We start from the raw sequence: 15,803 nt of genomic DNA on the forward strand, positions 1-15,803 counted from the left end.
ACCTGAAAGCCACCGTTTACGACTTCGCCCCAAGCCGGGCGGGTGAACACGCCCGTACCTTCCTGGGTGACTGGCAGGGCAAATTGGTCTGTGACGACTACGCCGGCTACAAGGCCGGGTTCGGTAACGGGATCACCGAAATCGGCTGTATGGCCCACGCCCGACGCAAGTTCTACGACCTGCACGAGGCCAACAAGAGCGAACTGGCGGCCAAGGCCCTGGAATACATCGGCGGACTCTACGAGATCGAACGGGAACCCAAAGACCTGCCGCCGGATAAGCGTCGGGACATCCGACAAGCCAGAGCTAAACCACTGGCTGAGGCACTGCATCAATGGATGCTGGAGCATCGCCAGAAAGTGCCGGATGGTTCCGGCACGGCCAAAGCACTGGATTACAGTCTCAAACGTTGGGAAGCGCTGACGCGCTACCTGGACGATGGCGCGGTGCCCATCGACAACAACTGGGTGGAAAACCAGATCCGGCCCTGGGCACTGGGCCGCAGCAACTGGTTGTTCGCGGGATCACTACGCAGTGGCCAACGGGCGGCTGCGGTGATGACCCTGATCCAGTCCGCCAAGCTGAACGGGCATGATCCCTATGCCTATCTGAAGGATGTGCTGACCCGCTTGCCGACGCAGAAGAACAAAGCCATCGACGAGCTGTTGCCCCACAACTGGACGCCGGCTACACCTGACAAGGTGTGATGGGCGGACGCTTACCCCGATACATTCAGGTGACAGGCACAAAAAAACCGGGCCCTTTCGGAACCCGGTTTTTTTATGGACTCGGAAGAACTTACTCTTCGTCGTCCACTTCTTCAGCTTCGATGTCCAGAGGACGACCGACCAGCTCTACGAATGCCATAGGGGCATTGTCGCCAGCACGGAAACCGCACTTCAGGATACGAAGGTAACCACCCGGACGCTCGCTGTAACGGGGGCCCAGCTCATCAAACAGCTTGGCTACCGCAGCATCGCTACGCAGGCGTGAGAACGCCAGACGACGATTTGCTACCGAATCATTCTTTGCGAGCGTGATCAACGGCTCAGCTACCCGACGCAGCTCTTTGGCTTTCGGGAGCGTCGTTTTGATCAGCTCGTGCTCAACCAGTGACGCAGTCATGTTACGGAACATGGCCTTGCGATGCGCACTGGTCCTGTTGAACTTACGACCACTCTTACGATGACGCATTGCTCTGATTCCTTACCTTAAACTAATCGGCGATCAACCGCCCAGAACCCGGTCATCACCACGAAGGCTTGCCGGCGGCCAGTTATCAAGACGCATACCCAGAGACAAACCACGGGACGCAAGAACGTCCTTGATCTCGGTAAGCGACTTTTTGCCAAGGTTAGGCGTCTTCAGCAGCTCCACTTCGGTGCGCTGGATAAGATCGCCGATATAGTAAATGTTTTCAGCCTTCAAGCAGTTAGCTGAACGCACAGTCAATTCCAGATCATCAACCGGACGCAGCAGAATCGGATCGATTTCTTCCTCTTCTTCAACGCGCTCTGGCTCTTTCTCATGATCGAAATCTACGAACACCGCCAGTTGCTGCTGGAGGATGGTAGCCGCCCGGCGAATTGCTTCTTCCGGATCGATAGTACCGTTGGTCTCCAGGTCAATAACCAGCTTGTCCAGGTCTGTACGCTGCTCAACCCGAGCGCTCTCGACGGCATAAGCCACACGACGAACCGGGCTGAACGTAGCATCAAGCTGCAAGCGTCCGATGGCACGAGTTTCGTCCTCGTCCAGACCACGCTGATCAGCCGGCTCATAGCCGCGGCCACGTGCAACACGCAAACGCATGTTCACTTCGCCGTTCTCGCTCAGGTGACAGATTACGTGCTCCGGGTTAGCGATTTCCACATCGTGGTCCAGCTTGATATCGCCGGCAGTCACTACGCCCGGGCCTTTCTTGCTGAGCGTGAGCTCAGCATCGTCACGGCCGTGCATCTTTACGGCGACGCCCTTGAGATTCAGAAGAATCTCGATGACGTCTTCCTGGACACCTTCAATGGCACTGTACTCGTGCAGGACACCGTCGATCTGTGCTTCAGTCACGGCGCAGCCCGGCATTGAAGACAGAAGAATACGACGCAGCGCGCTACCCAGGGTGTGACCGAAACCGCGTTCAAGCGGCTCCAGGGTCACCTTGGCGCGCGTGGCGCTGGATTCTTTCACGTCAATGGTACGAGGTGTCAATAACTCATGTACTGAACGCTGCATAGACGCCCCTATCTGCTATCGTTGCTAACTGGGCTTTACTTGGAGTAAAGCTCGACGATGAGGTTCTCGTTGATGTCGGCCGGCAGTTCAGTACGCTCAGGTACTGACTTGTAAACGCCGGACATCTTGTTGGCGTCAACCTCTACCCAGCTTACCGGTGCGCGGCTACCAGAGAGTTCCAGAGCGCCTTTAACACGCAGCTGGTTCTTGGACTTTTCGCGCACACTCACAACGTCACCCGGCTTAACCTGGTAAGACGGAATGTTCACCGACTTATCATTCACCAGGATCGCCTTGTGAGAGACGAGCTGACGAGCTTCCGCACGGGTAGAACCAAAGCCCATGCGATATACAACGTTATCCAGACGGCCTTCCAGAAGTTGCAGCAGGTTTTCACCGGTTGCGCCCTTCCGACGGGCAGCCTCTTTGTAGTAGCTACGGAACTGCTTCTCAAGCACACCGTAGATACGACGAACTTTTTGCTTCTCGCGAAGCTGCAAGCCGTATTCGGACAGACGACCGCGACGCGCGCCGTGCATACCCGGCGGAGTCTCGATGTTGCACTTGGAATCGAGCGCGCGTACGCCGCTCTTCAGAAAAAGATCTGTCCCTTCACGACGAGACAGCTTGCACTTCGGGCCTATATAACGAGCCATATTTCACTGTCTCCTGTGTTAGACGCGGCGCTTCTTGGGCGGACGACAGCCGTTGTGGGGAATCGGCGTCACATCAGTGATGTTGGTAATCTTGTACCCGCAGCCGTTAAGCGCGCGTACAGCGGATTCACGTCCGGGCCCAGGACCCTTAACCTCTACGTCCAGGTTTTTAAGGCCGTATTCAGCAGCCGCATTACCGGCTCTTTCAGCTGCTACCTGCGCAGCAAAAGGTGTACTCTTACGTGAGCCGCGGAAACCGGAACCACCTGAGGTGGCCCAGGACAGGACGTTGCCCTGACGGTCCGAAATGGTCACGATGGTGTTGTTGAAGGACGCGTGAATGTGCGCGACGCCATCAACAACCGTCTTTTTCACCTTTTTACGGGTACGTGTACCTGGCTTTGCCATGTTTGCCTACCTGTTACTTACGAATAGGTTTGCGAGGACCTTTACGGGTGCGGGCGTTGGTCTTGGTGCGCTGACCACGGACCGGAAGGCCGTGACGATGGCGCAGACCACGGAAGCAACCGAGATCCTTCAAACGCTTAATGTTCATCTGTACTTCACGACGCAGATCGCCTTCGACGGTAAACTTGCCCACTTCAGTACGAAGTGCTTCAAGCTGCTCGTCGCTCAGGTCTTTGACCTTGGCGTCCGGCTTAACGCCGGTTGCATCGCAAAGCTTCTGGGCTGTTGTCTTGCCAACACCAAAGATGTAGGTCAGCGAGATAACAGCATGTTTGTGATCGGGTATATTGACACCGGCTATACGTGCCATCCAAATTACTCCGCGTTCAAAGCTTTGCTGTGTGAATTTTCCGCCACAAAAAGGGCGCGAAATAATAGCGCCTGACCCGTGGTCGAGTCAAGCGCCACTATTCCGAACCCCTTCTGCAATGTCAGTGCGATTCCGGAGAATCAGCCCTGGCGCTGCTTGTGGCGAGGCTCCGAGCAGATGACTCGTACTGAGCCATTGCGTCGAATTACTTTGCAGTTACGGCAAATTTTCTTTACCGAAGCGCGTACTTTCATTGTCGACTCCAGTTTTCAAGGGGAACGGCTTAATCAGCCGTTCCGACCATAGCCCTTGAGATTGGATTTCTTCATCAGTGATTCATACTGATGGGACATCAGGTGCGACTGAACCTGCGCCATGAAATCCATCACCACGACTACAACAATCAGCAGAGACGTACCACCAAGATAGAAAGGCACGTTACCCGCAACCATCAGGAACTGAGGGAACAGGGATACTGCTGCAATATACATAGCCCCGAACAACGTCAGACGGGTAAGCACACCATCGATGTACTTGGAGGTCTGTTCTCCCGGACGAATACCCGGGATAAACGCGCCGGAACGCTTGAGGTTATCCGCAACTTCTTTGGGGTTGTACATCAGCGCTGTGTAGAAGAAGCAGAAGAAGACTACTGCTGCTGCGAACAGAATGATATACAAAGGCTGGCTCGGCGCCAATGCCTGGGACACATCGCTCAGCCATTCCATGCCTTCACCCTGACCAAACCATTGACCGAGCGAAGCCGGGAACAGCAGAATGGAAGAGGCGAAGATCGGCGGAATAACACCGGCCATGTTCACCTTCAGCGGCAGGTGGCTGGACTGCTGGGCAAATACCCGGCGCCCTTGCTGCCGCTTGGCATAGTTGATGGTAAGCCGGCGCTGGCCCCGCTCCATGAAGACCACGAAGCCGACAACCGCGATTGCCAGGACACCAATACCGAGCACTACCAACAGGCTCATTTCACCGTTACGGGCCTGCTCCAGGGTCTGACCAATAGCCCCCGGGAGACCGGCAACAATCCCTGCGAAAATCAGCAGGGAAATGCCGTTACCGATACCACGCTCGGTGATCTGCTCGCCAAGCCACATCATGAAGACGGCACCACACACGAAGGAAACAACCGCCACAAAGTGGAAGCTGAAGCTGTCGTTAAAGGTAACGCCCTGAGAGGCCAGCCCCACAGAAATACCAAAGCCCTGAACCAGGGCCAGGATAACCGTACCATACCGGGTGTACTGACTGATCTTGCGACGACCAGCTTCGCCTTCTTTCTTCAGCTGCTCAAGCTGCGGACTAACCGCAGTCATGAGCTGCATGATAATAGAGGCAGAAATGTACGGCATGATACCGAGTGCGAAGATACTCATGCGCTCAAGCGCACCACCGGAAAACATGTTGAACAGACTCAGGATAGTACCCTGGTTCTGGTCAAACAGTGCCGCCAACCGGTCCGGGTTGATGCCTGGAACCGGGATGTGGGCACCGATCCGGTACACCAACAACGCCAGGAAGACGAACCAGAGCCGCGAACGCAGCTCTGCAAATCCTTTTCCGGCGCCCGCAGGCAATGATGCTGTCTTGGCCATTTAGTCCTCGACTCGTCTTAGTCTTCGACTTTCCCACCCGCGGCAATGATTGCCTCGCGTGCGCCTTTGGTGACACGTAGCCCTTTAACGGTTACTGCGCGGTCCAGCTCGCCAGACAGCATAACCTTGGCTTCGCGAATTTCTTCACGAATGATGTCAGCCTTTTTCAGTGCAGCCAGGTCGACTACATCGCCTTCTACCTTCGCCAGTTCGTTCAGGCGAATCTCAGCAACGTAACGCTGCTGGCGGGAGGTGAAACCAAACTTCGGCAGACGACGGGCCAGAGGCTGCTGACCACCCTCGAAACCAGGGGCTACGGAGCCACCGGAACGGGATTTCAGACCTTTGTGACCGCGACCGCCGGTTTTACCCAGACCGCTACCGATACCACGACCAACGCGCTTGGCGCTAGGACGTGAACCAGGTTCCGGAGCAAGTTCGTTCAGACGCATCTTAGTTCTCCTCAACCTGAACCAGGTAGTTAACCCGGTTGATCATGCCGCGAATGGAAGGAGTATCTTCCACTTCAACGGTGTGACCGATTTTACGAAGACCCAGACCCTTTACACACAGCTTGTGCTTGGGCTGACAGCCGATCGGGCTGCGGGTCAGAGTTACTTTGATCGTTTTTGCGTTCGCCATGACTTCAACCCAGAATATCTTCGACGGATTTACCGCGCTTGGCTGCAATATCTTCAGGCGCCTTCATGGCCTGCAGACCCTTGATGGTGGAACGTACCACGTTCACCGGGTTGGTAGAGCCGTAGCACTTGGACAGAACGTTCTGAACGCCTGCCACTTCCAGTACCGCACGCATCGCACCACCGGCGATAACACCGGTACCTTCAGATGCCGGCTGCATGTACACCTTGGAACCGCCATGCTGGGCGCGAACCGGGTACTGCAGAGTGTTGCCGTCAAGCGCCACATCTACCATGTTCTTGCGAGCAGCTTCCATCGCCTTCTGGATGGCTACCGGAACTTCCCGGGCCTTACCACGACCGAAACCAACGCGTCCTTTACCATCACCCACTACAGTCAGTGCGGTGAAGGCAAAAATCCGGCCGCCTTTAACAACCTTGGCGACGCGGTTTACCTGAACCAGCCTTTCCTGGAGCTCAGGCGCCTTCTGTTCGTTAACGCTCATCTTCTCCACCTCTTAGAATTGCAAGCCAGCTTCACGGGCTGCGTCGGCCAGAGCCTGGACGCGACCGTGATAACGGTAACCTGAGCGGTCAAAAGCGACCTTCTCAATGCCTGCTGCCTTGGCACGCTCAGCAATCAGCTGACCGACCTTCTTGGCAGCGTCCACGTTACCGGTTGCACCCTGGCGCAGTTCCTTATCCAACGTGGAGGCAGTGGCCAGCACTTTGCTGCCATCTGCAGTTGTAACCTGGGCGTACATATGACGCGGAGTGCGGTGAACGCACAGACGGTCAGTACCCAGCTCACGAATCTTCATGCGCACTTTACGTGCGCGACGCAGTCTTTCGATATTCGCGCTCATAGTCCCGCCTTATTTCTTCTTGGCTTCTTTGCGTCTGACCTGCTCATCCGCATAACGAACACCCTTACCCTTATAAGGCTCGGGCGGACGGAACGCGCGAATTTCAGCAGCGACCTGGCCAACCTGTTGCTTGTCGATACCGCGAATCACAACTTCCGTATTGGACGGAGTTTCAGCGGTAACACCCTCGGGCAGCTCATACTCGACCGGATGGGAAAAACCCAGGGTCAGGTTAAGCTTCTTACCTTGCGCCTGCGCACGGTAACCTACGCCCGTCAGCTGCAGCTTGCGCTCCCAGCCTGTGGATACGCCGGCAACCATGTTGTTAACCAGCGCACGAGTAGTACCAGCAAGAGCGCGGGACTGTTTGGCACCATCGCGTGCAGCAAAGCGAAGAGTACCCTCTTCCTGCTTTACTTCTACCGCTTGGTGAATGGTGAATTGAAGCGCTCCCTTGGAGCCCTTCACGTTAATTTCCTGTCCGTTCAGCTTGACCTCAACACCGGAAGGCAGCACGACAGGATTATTGGCAACCCTGGACATGTGTATCTCCTAGAATACGGTGCAGATGACTTCGCCACCCACGCCTGCAGCTCGTGCGGCGCGGTCTGTCATAACGCCCTTGGACGTTGAGACAATCGCGACTCCCAGACCACCGGATACTTTCGGCAGTTTCCCGGCGCCTTTGTACTGGCGCAGACTCGGACGGCTAACCCGCTTGATCTCTTCAATAACCGGCTTGCCACCGAAGTATTTCAGAGTAATGGTCAGCTCGGGCTTCGCGTCAGCTGAAACAGAGAAATCCTCAACGTAACCTTCGCCCTTCAGGACCTGGGCTACGGAGACCTTCATTTTGGAAGATGGCATCGTTACGTCAGCTTTTGACGCCATCTGGGCATTACGGATACGGGTAAACATATCCGCAAGCGTGTCTTGCATACTCATTAGTATGAGGCTCCTGATCTTTTTAGTTGTGCAGCGGCGTGCCGCACCGCTTACCAACAGGCACCTGACCGAAGTCAGGTTGCCTATCTTACCAGCTTGCCTTGGTCAGGCCCGGAACGTCACCGCGCATGCCGTATTCACGGAGTTTAATCCGTGAAAGCTCGAACTTGCGCAGAACGCCGTGGGGACGACCAGTCACCTGGCAACGATTCCGAAGACGCGAAGGAGATGAATCACGCGGAAGCTGCTGGAGCTTCATTTGTGCATCCCAACGGTCATCGTCGCTGGTATTCGGGTTTTTGATAATCGCCTTGAGCTCAGCGCGCTTGGCAGCATATTTCGCTACCAGTTGCTCGCGCTTTTGCTCGCGGTTCTTCATTGAAACCTTCGCCATGTCACTCGTTCCTTATTTCTTGAACGGAAAGCCAAAGGCTTTCAACAGTTCGCGACCTTCGTCGTCGGTACCGGCAGTGGTGGTGATGGTGATATCCAGCCCGCGGATCTTGTCGACTTTGTCGTACTCGATCTCAGGGAAGATGATCTGCTCACGAACACCCATGCTGTAGTTACCGCGACCATCGAAGGATTTCGGGTTCAGACCGCGGAAGTCACGAATGCGGGGAACCGCAATGTGCACCAGACGATCAAAGAAATCCCACATGCGCTCACCGCGCAGGGTCACTTTACAGCCAATCGGCCAACCTTCACGGATTTTGAAACCCGCTACGGATTTGCGTGCCTTGGTGACAACCGCTTTCTGACCTGCCAGGCGCTCAAGATCCGCCACGGCATTCTCAATCAGCTTTTTGTCACCAACCGCTTCGCCAACACCCATGTTCAGGGTGATTTTCTCGATACGCGGCACCTGCATAACGTTCTTGTAACCGAACTCTTTCTGCAGGGCGGGTACCACTTCCTTAGTGTACTGCTCTTTCATGTTAAGCATCGTAACCACCACCGCTTACTGGTTATCGACAGCTTCGTTCGTGGACTTGAAGATCCGCACTTTGCTGCCGTCTTCCTTGATCTGGAAGCCAACACGATCGGCTTTGCCGGTCTGCGGATTAAAAATAGCCACGTTGGAAGCCTGGATAGGCGCTTCTTTCTCGACGATACCACCCGGGGTGCCGAGCATCGGGTTCGGTTTTGTGTGCTTCTTCATCATGTTGATGCCAGAAACAATCACGCGACCGTCGTCCTGAACCTTCAGGACTTTACCACGTTTGCCTTTGTCTTTCCCCGTGGTGACGATTACTTCGTCATCTCGTTTGATCTTTTTCATAACCGGCCTCTGGTCCTTTAAAGTACTTCGGGTGCCAGTGAGATAATCTTCATGAACTTCTCGTTACGCAGTTCACGGGTAACCGGTCCGAAGATACGGGTACCAATGGGAGCGTCCTGATTGTTCAGAAGTACCGCCGCGTTACCGTCAAAACGGATCAGAGAACCGTCCGGACGACGCACACCCTTACGGGTACGTACTACAACAGCCTTCAGGACCTGGCCTTTTTTCACCTTGCCGCGGGGGATGGCTTCCTTAACGGTTACCTTGATGATATCCCCAACGGTTGCATAACGCCGGTGAGATCCGCCCAGGACCTTGATGCACATAACCTGACGTGCACCACTGTTATCCGCGACTTCAAGCATTGTTTGAGTCTGAATCATGGTTGTTCTCCGGGCGAATTACACCTTGGCAGCGCGTTCGGTGACTTCCACCAGGGCCCAGGTCTTGGTCTTGGAGACCGGACGGGTTTCCTGGATGGTAACTGTGTCACCAATGTTGCACTGATTGCTTTCATCGTGTGCATGGATCTTGGTTGAACGCTTCATGTACTTACCGTACAGAGGGTGTTTCACCTGACGCTCAACCAGGACCACGATGGACTTGTCCATCTTGTTGCTCACGACCTTGCCGCTCAGAGTTCTGGCAGTTTGGGTAGCTTCGGTCATGTCACTGTCCTGCCTTTTCATTCAATACTGTTTTCACGCGAGCGATATCGCGCTTCACCTTGCCGAGAAGGTGAGACTGATTCAGCTGACCTGTCGCCTTGCGCATGCGCAGGTTGAACTGCTCCTTCAGGAGGTCGATCAGCTCTTTGTTCAGCTCCTCGACTGACTTTTCACGCAGCTCTGTTGCTTTCATCACATCACCGTCCTCTTAACAAAGGTGGTCTGTACCGGCAGTTTGGCAGCAGCCAGAGTGAAAGCTTCGCGGGCGATTTCTTCCGCTACGCCTTCCATCTCGTAAAGCATACGGCCTGGCTGAATCTCAGCCACCCAATACTCGACAGAACCTTTACCTTTACCCATACGTACTTCAAGCGGCTTACCGGTGATCGGCTTGTCCGGGAATACCCGGATCCAGATCTTACCGCCCCGCTTGATGCGGCGAGTCATGGTACGACGCGCTGCCTCAATCTGGCGCGCAGTTATACGCCCACGGCTAGTCGCCTTCAATCCGTATTCACCGAAGCTCACCTTATTGGCGCGGTGAGCAAGACCGGTGTTACGGCCTTTCATTACCTTGCGGAATTTGGTGCGTTTTGGTTGCAGCATAAGAGTGCCCCTTTACTTAGAACCTTTCTTCCCAGAGGCTTTCTTGTCAGCACGGACCTGCTCCATACCACCAAGAATCTCACCTTTGAAGATCCATACCTTTACGCCGATAATGCCGTAAGTGGTCTTCGCTTCGTAGGTTGCATAATCAATATCTGCACGCAGTGTGTGCAGAGGTACACGACCTTCGCGATACCACTCGGAACGTGCGATCTCAGCACCCCCAAGACGACCACCAACCTGAATCTTGATACCCTTGGCACCCTGGCGCATGGCGTTCTGTACCGCACGCTTCATAGCGCGACGGAACATCACACGACGCTCCAGCTGGCCGGCAACGTTTTGCGCTACCAAGCGGGCATCCAGGTCCGGTTTGCGGACTTCTTCGATGTTGATGTGCACGGGCACACCCATCATGTCGCTAACTTCACGACGCAGACGATCAACATCTTCACCCTTCTTACCGATAACAATACCGGGGCGGGCGGTATGGATCGTGATCCGGGCGTTCTGAGCAGGGCGCTCGATCACGATCTTGCTGACAGACGCCTTAACCAGACGCTTGTCGAGGAACTCGCGAACCTGAATATCATTCAGCAGATTCTTCGCGTAGTCCTTCTTGTCGGCATACCACACTGAGTTGTGCTCTTTGATCACACCCAGGCGAATGCCGGTTGGATTTACTTTATGACCCATCTGAGCATCTCCTACTTGTCGGCGACCTTGACGGTGATATGACAGGTGCGCTTGAAAATACGATCAGCGCGCCCCTTGGCTCGAGCTTTGATTCGCTTGAGCGTTGGGCCCTCATCCACCATAACGGTGGAAACCCTCAGATCATCTACGTCCAGACCTTCGTTATGCTCAGCGTTGGCAATGGCAGACTCAAGAGCCTTCTTGATTACTACCGCTGCCTTCTTCGGGCTGAAAGTCAGAATGTTCAGGGCGTCCTCAACAGCCTTGCCGCGTACCTGGTCGGCGACAAGACGTGCTTTCTGAGCTGAGAGGCGAGCGCCCTTATACTTGGCTGCTACTTCCATTTCTATTACCTCACAATCAGCGTTTAGCTTTCTTGTCGGCCGCATGGCCACGATAAGTACGCGTTGCCGCGAACTCACCCAGTTTATGACCGACCATATCTTCGGTGACATAAACCGGCACGTGCTGCTTGCCGTTGTGGACTGCAATGGTCAGGCCTACCATCTCCGGAAAAACTGTTGACCGGCGGGACCAGGTTTTAATGGGCCGCTTGTCATTTCCTTCCAGAGCTGCCTCGACCTTCTTCAACAGATGCAGGTCTATAAAAGGACCTTTCTTTAAAGAACGTGGCACAGCAATTACCTCTATGTAGTCGTTTACTTGGCTGAACGACGACGTACTATCATCTTGTCAGTACGCTTGTTCTTACGAGTCTTATGCCCTTTGGTCGGAACACCCCACGGAGTAACCGGGTGACGTCCGCCAGAGGTACGCCCTTCACCACCACCATGCGGGTGGTCAACTGGGTTCATAGCAACACCACGTACTGTTGGACGTTTACCGCGCCAACGTGATGCACCCGCTTTACCAAGCTGCTTGAGGCTGTGCTCGCTGTTGGATACTTCACCCAGCGTTGCACGGCAATCTACAAGCACCTTACGCATTTCACCTGAACGCAGGCGGATAGTGGCATATGCCCCTTCCCGAGCTACCAGCTGTACGGATGCGCCCGCGGAGCGAGCCAGCTGGGCACCTTTGCCAGGTTTCAGTTCGACGCAGTGGATCACAGAACCGACCGGAATGTTCCGGAGCGGCAAAGTTGAGCCCACCTTGATCGGCGCGTCGACGCCGGAACGCACTGGATCGCCAGCTTTCATACCCTTGGGAGCGATGATGTAGCGACGCTCGCCATCGGAGTACTTCAGCAGTGCGATGTGCGCAGAGCGGTTAGGATCATATTCCAAGCGCTCAATGATCGCCGGGATACCATCTTTGGTCCGCTTGAAATCGATAACACGGTAGTGTTGCTTATGACCACCACCAATGTGACGAGTAGTAATGCGGCCAGCATTGTTACGGCCACCAGACTTACTCTTAGTTTCTACCAACGGCTCGTAAGGACGTCCTTTGTGCAGATCCGGGTTGTAAAGTTTTACAACGTGACGGCGTCCGGCAGATGTTGGCTTGGTTTTGACGATCGGCATATTACGACCCCTTTACCTTATTCCACATCCAGAAAATCGATGTCCTGACCTTCTGCCAGCTTGACGTAAGCCTTACGAATGTCATTACGCTTGCCGAACCCGCGGATAGTGCGCTTGAGCTTACCCTTACGGTTCAGAACCTGAACACCTTCGACGGTGACGTTGAACAGCTGCTCAACGGCTTTTTTGATCTCCGGCTTGGTTGCATCAGGGGCTACACGAAACACCACCTGACCACGCTCTGCCGCCAGAGACGCTTTTTCTGATACGTGCGGCCCAAGCAGGACCTTGTAAATACGTTCCTGATTCATCCCAGCATCTCCTCGATCTTCTTCAGAGCGGGAACAGTCACCACGACTTTCTCGAAGGCAACCAGGCTGACCGGATCCAGACCCGCTACGTCGCGAACATCCACGTGGGGAATGTTGCGGGAAGCCAGGTGCAGGTTCTGCTCAACGTTCTCGGACAGGATCAGGGCATTGGAAACACCCAGGTCCTTCAGCTTGGCAGTAAAGGCCTTGGTCTTGGGGGAGTCGACATTGATGTCGTCAACCACAACCAGACGCTCCTGACGAACCAGCTCGGAGAGAATGGAACACATAGCCGCACGGTACATCTTGCGGTTAACCTTCTGCTCGAAGTCGCGAGGCTTGGCAGCGAAGGTTACACCACCGGAGCGCCAGATCGGGCTACGGATGGTGCCGGCACGTGCACGGCCGGTACCCTTCTGGCGCCACGGCTTCTTGCCGCCGCCACTAACTTCGGAACGTGTTTTCTGAGCCTTGGTACCCTGACGGCCAGCTGCCATGTAGGCAGTTACCACCTGGTGAACCAGAGCCTCATTAAAATCTTTGGCAAATGCAGCGTCGGAAACAGAGATTCCCTTGCCGCTACCAGTAATTGTTAATTCCATCGCACCGCTCCTCAGGCTTTAACTGCAGGCTTGATGACAACATCGCCGCCAGTTGCGCCAGGTACGGCACCACTTACCAGCAGCAGGTTGCGCTCGGCATCGACACGGACAATCTTCAGGTTTTGCACAGTAACCTGCGCATTACCCAGCTGACCGGCCATTTTCTTGCCCTTGAATACCTTGCCCGGAGTCTGGTTCTGACCAATGGAACCCGGAGCACGGTGGGACAGAGAGTTACCGTGAGTAGCGTCCTGCATAGAGAAGTTCCAGCGCTTTACGCCGCCCTGGAAACCCTTACCCTTGGACTGACCGATGGCATCAACCACCTGACCGTCTTCGAATACAGAGACAGTGAGCTCGCCACCCGCAGCCAGCTCTTCGCCTTCGCCGTCAGCCAGACGGAATTCCCACACGCCACGACCAGCCTCGACACCCGCTTTCGCGAAGTGACCAGCAGCCGCCTTGTTTACACGGGAGGAACGACGAGAACCTACGGTTACCTGTACTGCACGGTAGCCGTCGCTTTCGAGAGTTTTGAGTTGGGTAATGCGGTTGGGCTCAACCTCAATTACCGTGACAGGCAAGGCCTGCCCTTCGTCCGTAAAAATACGGGTCATACCGGCCTTACGACCGACAACACCAATTGCCATGTTTCACCTCTTAAGTGTACGGGGCTCGCACCCTCTATGGCCTATGACAGTTACACAGACTAATACCGGGCGGTATTAGCCGAGGCTGATCTGAACGTCTACACCTGCTGCCAGGTCCAGTTTCATCAGAGCATCCACTGTCTTTTCCGTCGGCTCAACAATGTCGAGCAGACGCTTGTGCGTACGAATTTCATACTGATCACGCGCGTCTTTGTTGACGTGCGGAGAGATCAATACCGTGTACTTTTCCTTCCGCGTCGGCAGAGGGATTGGACCACGCACCTGAGCGCCGGTCCGCTTAGCGGTATCGACGATCTCCTGCGTGGACTGGTCGATCAGGCGATAATCAAACGCCTTCAACCGGATTCGAATTTTTTGGCTTTGCATGATGCACCAAACTCCACTCGTAGCAGCTACTAGTTAGCCGACCTTCAAAAAAAGGAGCCGCATTGTATGCATAATACCCAACCGTGTCAACTGCCACTGCAATCGACACCGCCAGGTACGCTTTTGCGACTTAAACGGAAAAAGGGGCTGAATGATTCAGCCCCTTTTTCCTGATCAATCGAGCATATTACTCGATGATCTTGGATACCACGCCGGCACCAACGGTACGGCCGCCTTCACGAATCGCGAAGCGCAGACCATCTTCCATGGCGATCGGAGCGATCAGGGTAACAGTCATTTTCACGTTGTCACCCGGCATTACCATTTCTACGCCTTCCGGCAGTTCGCAAGAACCGGTCACGTCAGTGGTCCGGAAGTAGAACTGCGGACGGTAGCCCTTGAAGAACGGAGTATGACGACCACCTTCTTCTTTGGACAGTACGTACACTTCACACTCGAACACAGTGTGCGGCTTGATGGAGCCCGGTACACACAGAACCTGACCACGCTCAACGTCGTCACGCTTGGTACCACGCAGCAGAACACCTACGTTCTCACCGGCACGACCTTCGTCCAGCAGCTTGCGGAACATCTCAACACCAGTACAGGTGGTCTTGGTGGTGTCGCGGATACCCACGATTTCCACTTCGTCACCTACCTTGATGATGCCACGCTCAACACGGCCAGTTACTACGGTACCACGACCGGAGATGGAGAATACGTCCTCGATCGGCATCAGGAACGGCTGATCGATGGCACGCTCCGGCTCAGGGATGTAGTCATCCAGGGCTTCTACCAGCTTCTTAACAGCGGTAGTACCCATCTCGTTGTCGTCTTTACCTTCCAGAGCCATCAGGGCAGAACCGGTGATGATCGGAGTGTCGTCACCCGGGAAATCGTACTGGCTCAGCAGGTCACGAACTTCCATTTCTACCAGCTCAAGCAGCTCTTCATCGTCTACCATGTCCGCTTTGTTCAGGAACACAACGATGAACGGTACACCCACCTGACGGGACAGCAGGATGTGCTCACGAGTCTGCGGCATGGGGCCGTCAGCTGCGGAGCAAACCAGGATAGCGCCGTCCATCTGGGCAGCACCCGTGATCATGTTCTTAACATAATCAGCGTGGCCCGGGCAGTCTACGTGAGCGTAGTGACGGGTCGGAGAATCGTACTCAACGTGGGAGGTCGCGATGGTGATACCACGCGCACGCTCTTCCGGTGCGTTATCGATCTGATCGAAAGCACGGCTCTCGCCAGTGCCCCATACTTCGTGACATACACGAGTCAGGGCGGCTGTCAGAGTGGTCTTACCATGGTCAACGTGACCAATGGTGCCCACGTTTACGTGCGGCTTGTTACGCTCAAATTTTGCTTTAGACA

Annotated in this window: 30 protein-coding genes; 1 reads left to right on the plus strand and 29 read right to left on the minus strand. The window is 54.9% G+C overall.

The features are described from left to right. Positions 1-707, plus strand: a 707-nt coding sequence (tnpC, locus tag B9Q17_RS16995; protein WP_154707608.1) for an IS66 family transposase, incomplete at its 5' end; no start/stop codon positions are given. A 91-nt stretch (positions 708-798) separates the two neighbouring features. Here the strand turns inward: tnpC and rplQ are convergent. The 29 genes from rplQ to tuf form a co-directional block, all read right to left on the minus strand. Beyond that, on the minus strand, positions 799-1,194 hold the full coding sequence (rplQ, locus tag B9Q17_RS17000; protein ID WP_094626106.1) for a 50S ribosomal protein L17: 396 nt from the start codon (positions 1,192-1,194) through the stop codon (positions 799-801). 33 nt (positions 1,195-1,227) lie between these two features. Further along, positions 1,228-2,232: a DNA-directed RNA polymerase subunit alpha gene (locus B9Q17_RS17005; RefSeq protein ID WP_022989799.1), complete on the minus strand. Its 1,005-nt coding sequence runs from the start codon at positions 2,230-2,232 to the stop codon at positions 1,228-1,230. A 35-nt stretch (positions 2,233-2,267) separates the two neighbouring features. Continuing rightward, entirely contained in the window at positions 2,268-2,888 is a 621-nt protein-coding gene (gene rpsD / locus B9Q17_RS17010) for a 30S ribosomal protein S4 (RefSeq protein ID WP_022989798.1), read from the minus strand. Between the two features lie 18 nt (positions 2,889-2,906). Beyond that, a complete protein-coding gene (gene rpsK, locus B9Q17_RS17015; RefSeq protein WP_004580767.1) occupies positions 2,907-3,296 on the minus strand; it encodes a 30S ribosomal protein S11 in 390 nt (129 codons plus the stop codon). Positions 3,297-3,309: 13 nt separating this feature from the next. After that, positions 3,310-3,666, minus strand: a complete 357-nt coding sequence (gene rpsM / locus B9Q17_RS17020; protein ID WP_022989797.1) for a 30S ribosomal protein S13 — start codon at positions 3,664-3,666, stop codon at positions 3,310-3,312. Positions 3,667-3,806: 140 nt separating this feature from the next. Next, on the minus strand, positions 3,807-3,920 hold the full coding sequence (gene rpmJ, locus B9Q17_RS17025; RefSeq protein ID WP_008174902.1) for a 50S ribosomal protein L36: 114 nt from the start codon (positions 3,918-3,920) through the stop codon (positions 3,807-3,809). Between the two features lie 33 nt (positions 3,921-3,953). Then, entirely contained in the window at positions 3,954-5,276 is a 1,323-nt protein-coding gene (gene secY, locus B9Q17_RS17030; RefSeq protein ID WP_036219842.1) for a preprotein translocase subunit SecY, read from the minus strand. A gap of 17 nt (positions 5,277-5,293) precedes the next feature. Beyond that, positions 5,294-5,728, minus strand: a complete 435-nt coding sequence (gene rplO, locus B9Q17_RS17035; RefSeq protein WP_022989795.1) for a 50S ribosomal protein L15 — start codon at positions 5,726-5,728, stop codon at positions 5,294-5,296. A gap of 1 nt (position 5,729) precedes the next feature. Further along, positions 5,730-5,918: a 50S ribosomal protein L30 gene (rpmD, locus tag B9Q17_RS17040; RefSeq protein ID WP_007153997.1), complete on the minus strand. Its 189-nt coding sequence runs from the start codon at positions 5,916-5,918 to the stop codon at positions 5,730-5,732. A gap of 4 nt (positions 5,919-5,922) precedes the next feature. Beyond that, entirely contained in the window at positions 5,923-6,423 is a 501-nt protein-coding gene (gene rpsE, locus B9Q17_RS17045; protein ID WP_022989794.1) for a 30S ribosomal protein S5, read from the minus strand. Positions 6,424-6,435: 12 nt separating this feature from the next. Continuing rightward, the gene (rplR, locus tag B9Q17_RS17050) at positions 6,436-6,783 is read right to left on the minus strand and encodes a 50S ribosomal protein L18 (protein WP_022989793.1); all 348 of its coding nucleotides are present in this window, start codon (positions 6,781-6,783) and stop codon (positions 6,436-6,438) included. Positions 6,784-6,792: 9 nt separating this feature from the next. Continuing rightward, positions 6,793-7,326, minus strand: coding sequence for a 50S ribosomal protein L6 (gene rplF, locus B9Q17_RS17055; RefSeq protein ID WP_022989792.1), 534 nt, complete (start codon positions 7,324-7,326; stop codon positions 6,793-6,795). A 9-nt stretch (positions 7,327-7,335) separates the two neighbouring features. Beyond that, positions 7,336-7,728, minus strand: coding sequence for a 30S ribosomal protein S8 (rpsH, locus tag B9Q17_RS17060; protein WP_094626107.1), 393 nt, complete (start codon positions 7,726-7,728; stop codon positions 7,336-7,338). An 88-nt stretch (positions 7,729-7,816) separates the two neighbouring features. Then, complete coding sequence (gene rpsN, locus B9Q17_RS17065; RefSeq protein ID WP_022989790.1) at positions 7,817-8,122, minus strand: 30S ribosomal protein S14; 306 nt, start codon at positions 8,120-8,122, stop codon at positions 7,817-7,819. A gap of 12 nt (positions 8,123-8,134) precedes the next feature. Then, complete coding sequence (gene rplE, locus B9Q17_RS17070) at positions 8,135-8,674, minus strand: 50S ribosomal protein L5 (RefSeq protein WP_058090001.1); 540 nt, start codon at positions 8,672-8,674, stop codon at positions 8,135-8,137. A 15-nt stretch (positions 8,675-8,689) separates the two neighbouring features. After that, on the minus strand, positions 8,690-9,010 hold the full coding sequence (rplX, locus tag B9Q17_RS17075) for a 50S ribosomal protein L24 (RefSeq protein ID WP_022989788.1): 321 nt from the start codon (positions 9,008-9,010) through the stop codon (positions 8,690-8,692). A 17-nt stretch (positions 9,011-9,027) separates the two neighbouring features. Beyond that, entirely contained in the window at positions 9,028-9,396 is a 369-nt protein-coding gene (rplN, locus tag B9Q17_RS17080; RefSeq protein WP_011784252.1) for a 50S ribosomal protein L14, read from the minus strand. A gap of 18 nt (positions 9,397-9,414) precedes the next feature. After that, positions 9,415-9,681, minus strand: a complete 267-nt coding sequence (gene rpsQ, locus B9Q17_RS17085; RefSeq protein ID WP_022989787.1) for a 30S ribosomal protein S17 — start codon at positions 9,679-9,681, stop codon at positions 9,415-9,417. 1 nt (position 9,682) lies between these two features. Next, the gene (gene rpmC / locus B9Q17_RS17090; protein ID WP_008174877.1) at positions 9,683-9,874 is read right to left on the minus strand and encodes a 50S ribosomal protein L29; all 192 of its coding nucleotides are present in this window, start codon (positions 9,872-9,874) and stop codon (positions 9,683-9,685) included. Further along, on the minus strand, positions 9,874-10,287 hold the full coding sequence (rplP, locus tag B9Q17_RS17095; protein WP_022989786.1) for a 50S ribosomal protein L16: 414 nt from the start codon (positions 10,285-10,287) through the stop codon (positions 9,874-9,876). Before rplP ends, rpmC begins: the two co-directional genes overlap by 1 nt. A gap of 12 nt (positions 10,288-10,299) precedes the next feature. Continuing rightward, complete coding sequence (gene rpsC, locus B9Q17_RS17100; protein WP_022989785.1) at positions 10,300-10,983, minus strand: 30S ribosomal protein S3; 684 nt, start codon at positions 10,981-10,983, stop codon at positions 10,300-10,302. An 11-nt stretch (positions 10,984-10,994) separates the two neighbouring features. After that, on the minus strand, positions 10,995-11,327 hold the full coding sequence (rplV, locus tag B9Q17_RS17105; protein ID WP_008940674.1) for a 50S ribosomal protein L22: 333 nt from the start codon (positions 11,325-11,327) through the stop codon (positions 10,995-10,997). Between the two features lie 16 nt (positions 11,328-11,343). Next, the gene (gene rpsS / locus B9Q17_RS17110; RefSeq protein WP_036219840.1) at positions 11,344-11,619 is read right to left on the minus strand and encodes a 30S ribosomal protein S19; all 276 of its coding nucleotides are present in this window, start codon (positions 11,617-11,619) and stop codon (positions 11,344-11,346) included. 23 nt (positions 11,620-11,642) lie between these two features. Continuing rightward, positions 11,643-12,470: a 50S ribosomal protein L2 gene (rplB, locus tag B9Q17_RS17115; protein ID WP_022989783.1), complete on the minus strand. Its 828-nt coding sequence runs from the start codon at positions 12,468-12,470 to the stop codon at positions 11,643-11,645. A gap of 17 nt (positions 12,471-12,487) precedes the next feature. Continuing rightward, positions 12,488-12,781 carry a 50S ribosomal protein L23 gene (rplW, locus tag B9Q17_RS17120; RefSeq protein WP_008174862.1) on the minus strand — a complete coding sequence of 98 codons (294 nt, stop codon included), beginning with the start codon at positions 12,779-12,781 and terminating at the stop codon, positions 12,488-12,490. Next, a complete protein-coding gene (rplD, locus tag B9Q17_RS17125) occupies positions 12,778-13,383 on the minus strand; it encodes a 50S ribosomal protein L4 (protein WP_022989782.1) in 606 nt (201 codons plus the stop codon). Before rplD ends, rplW begins: the two co-directional genes overlap by 4 nt. Before the next feature lie 11 nt (positions 13,384-13,394). Further along, positions 13,395-14,033, minus strand: a complete 639-nt coding sequence (rplC, locus tag B9Q17_RS17130; protein ID WP_022989781.1) for a 50S ribosomal protein L3 — start codon at positions 14,031-14,033, stop codon at positions 13,395-13,397. 75 nt (positions 14,034-14,108) lie between these two features. Beyond that, positions 14,109-14,420 (minus strand): 30S ribosomal protein S10, encoded by a 312-nt coding sequence (gene rpsJ, locus B9Q17_RS17135; RefSeq protein WP_004580743.1) that lies wholly within the window; start codon positions 14,418-14,420, stop codon positions 14,109-14,111. A gap of 187 nt (positions 14,421-14,607) precedes the next feature. Beyond that, positions 14,608-15,803: elongation factor Tu (gene tuf, locus B9Q17_RS17140; protein WP_244177422.1), on the minus strand; the 1,196-nt coding region annotated here is incomplete at its 5' end.

Source organism: Marinobacter vinifirmus (assembly GCF_002258215.1).
In the GTDB taxonomy this organism is placed as follows: domain Bacteria; phylum Pseudomonadota; class Gammaproteobacteria; order Pseudomonadales; family Oleiphilaceae; genus Marinobacter; species Marinobacter vinifirmus.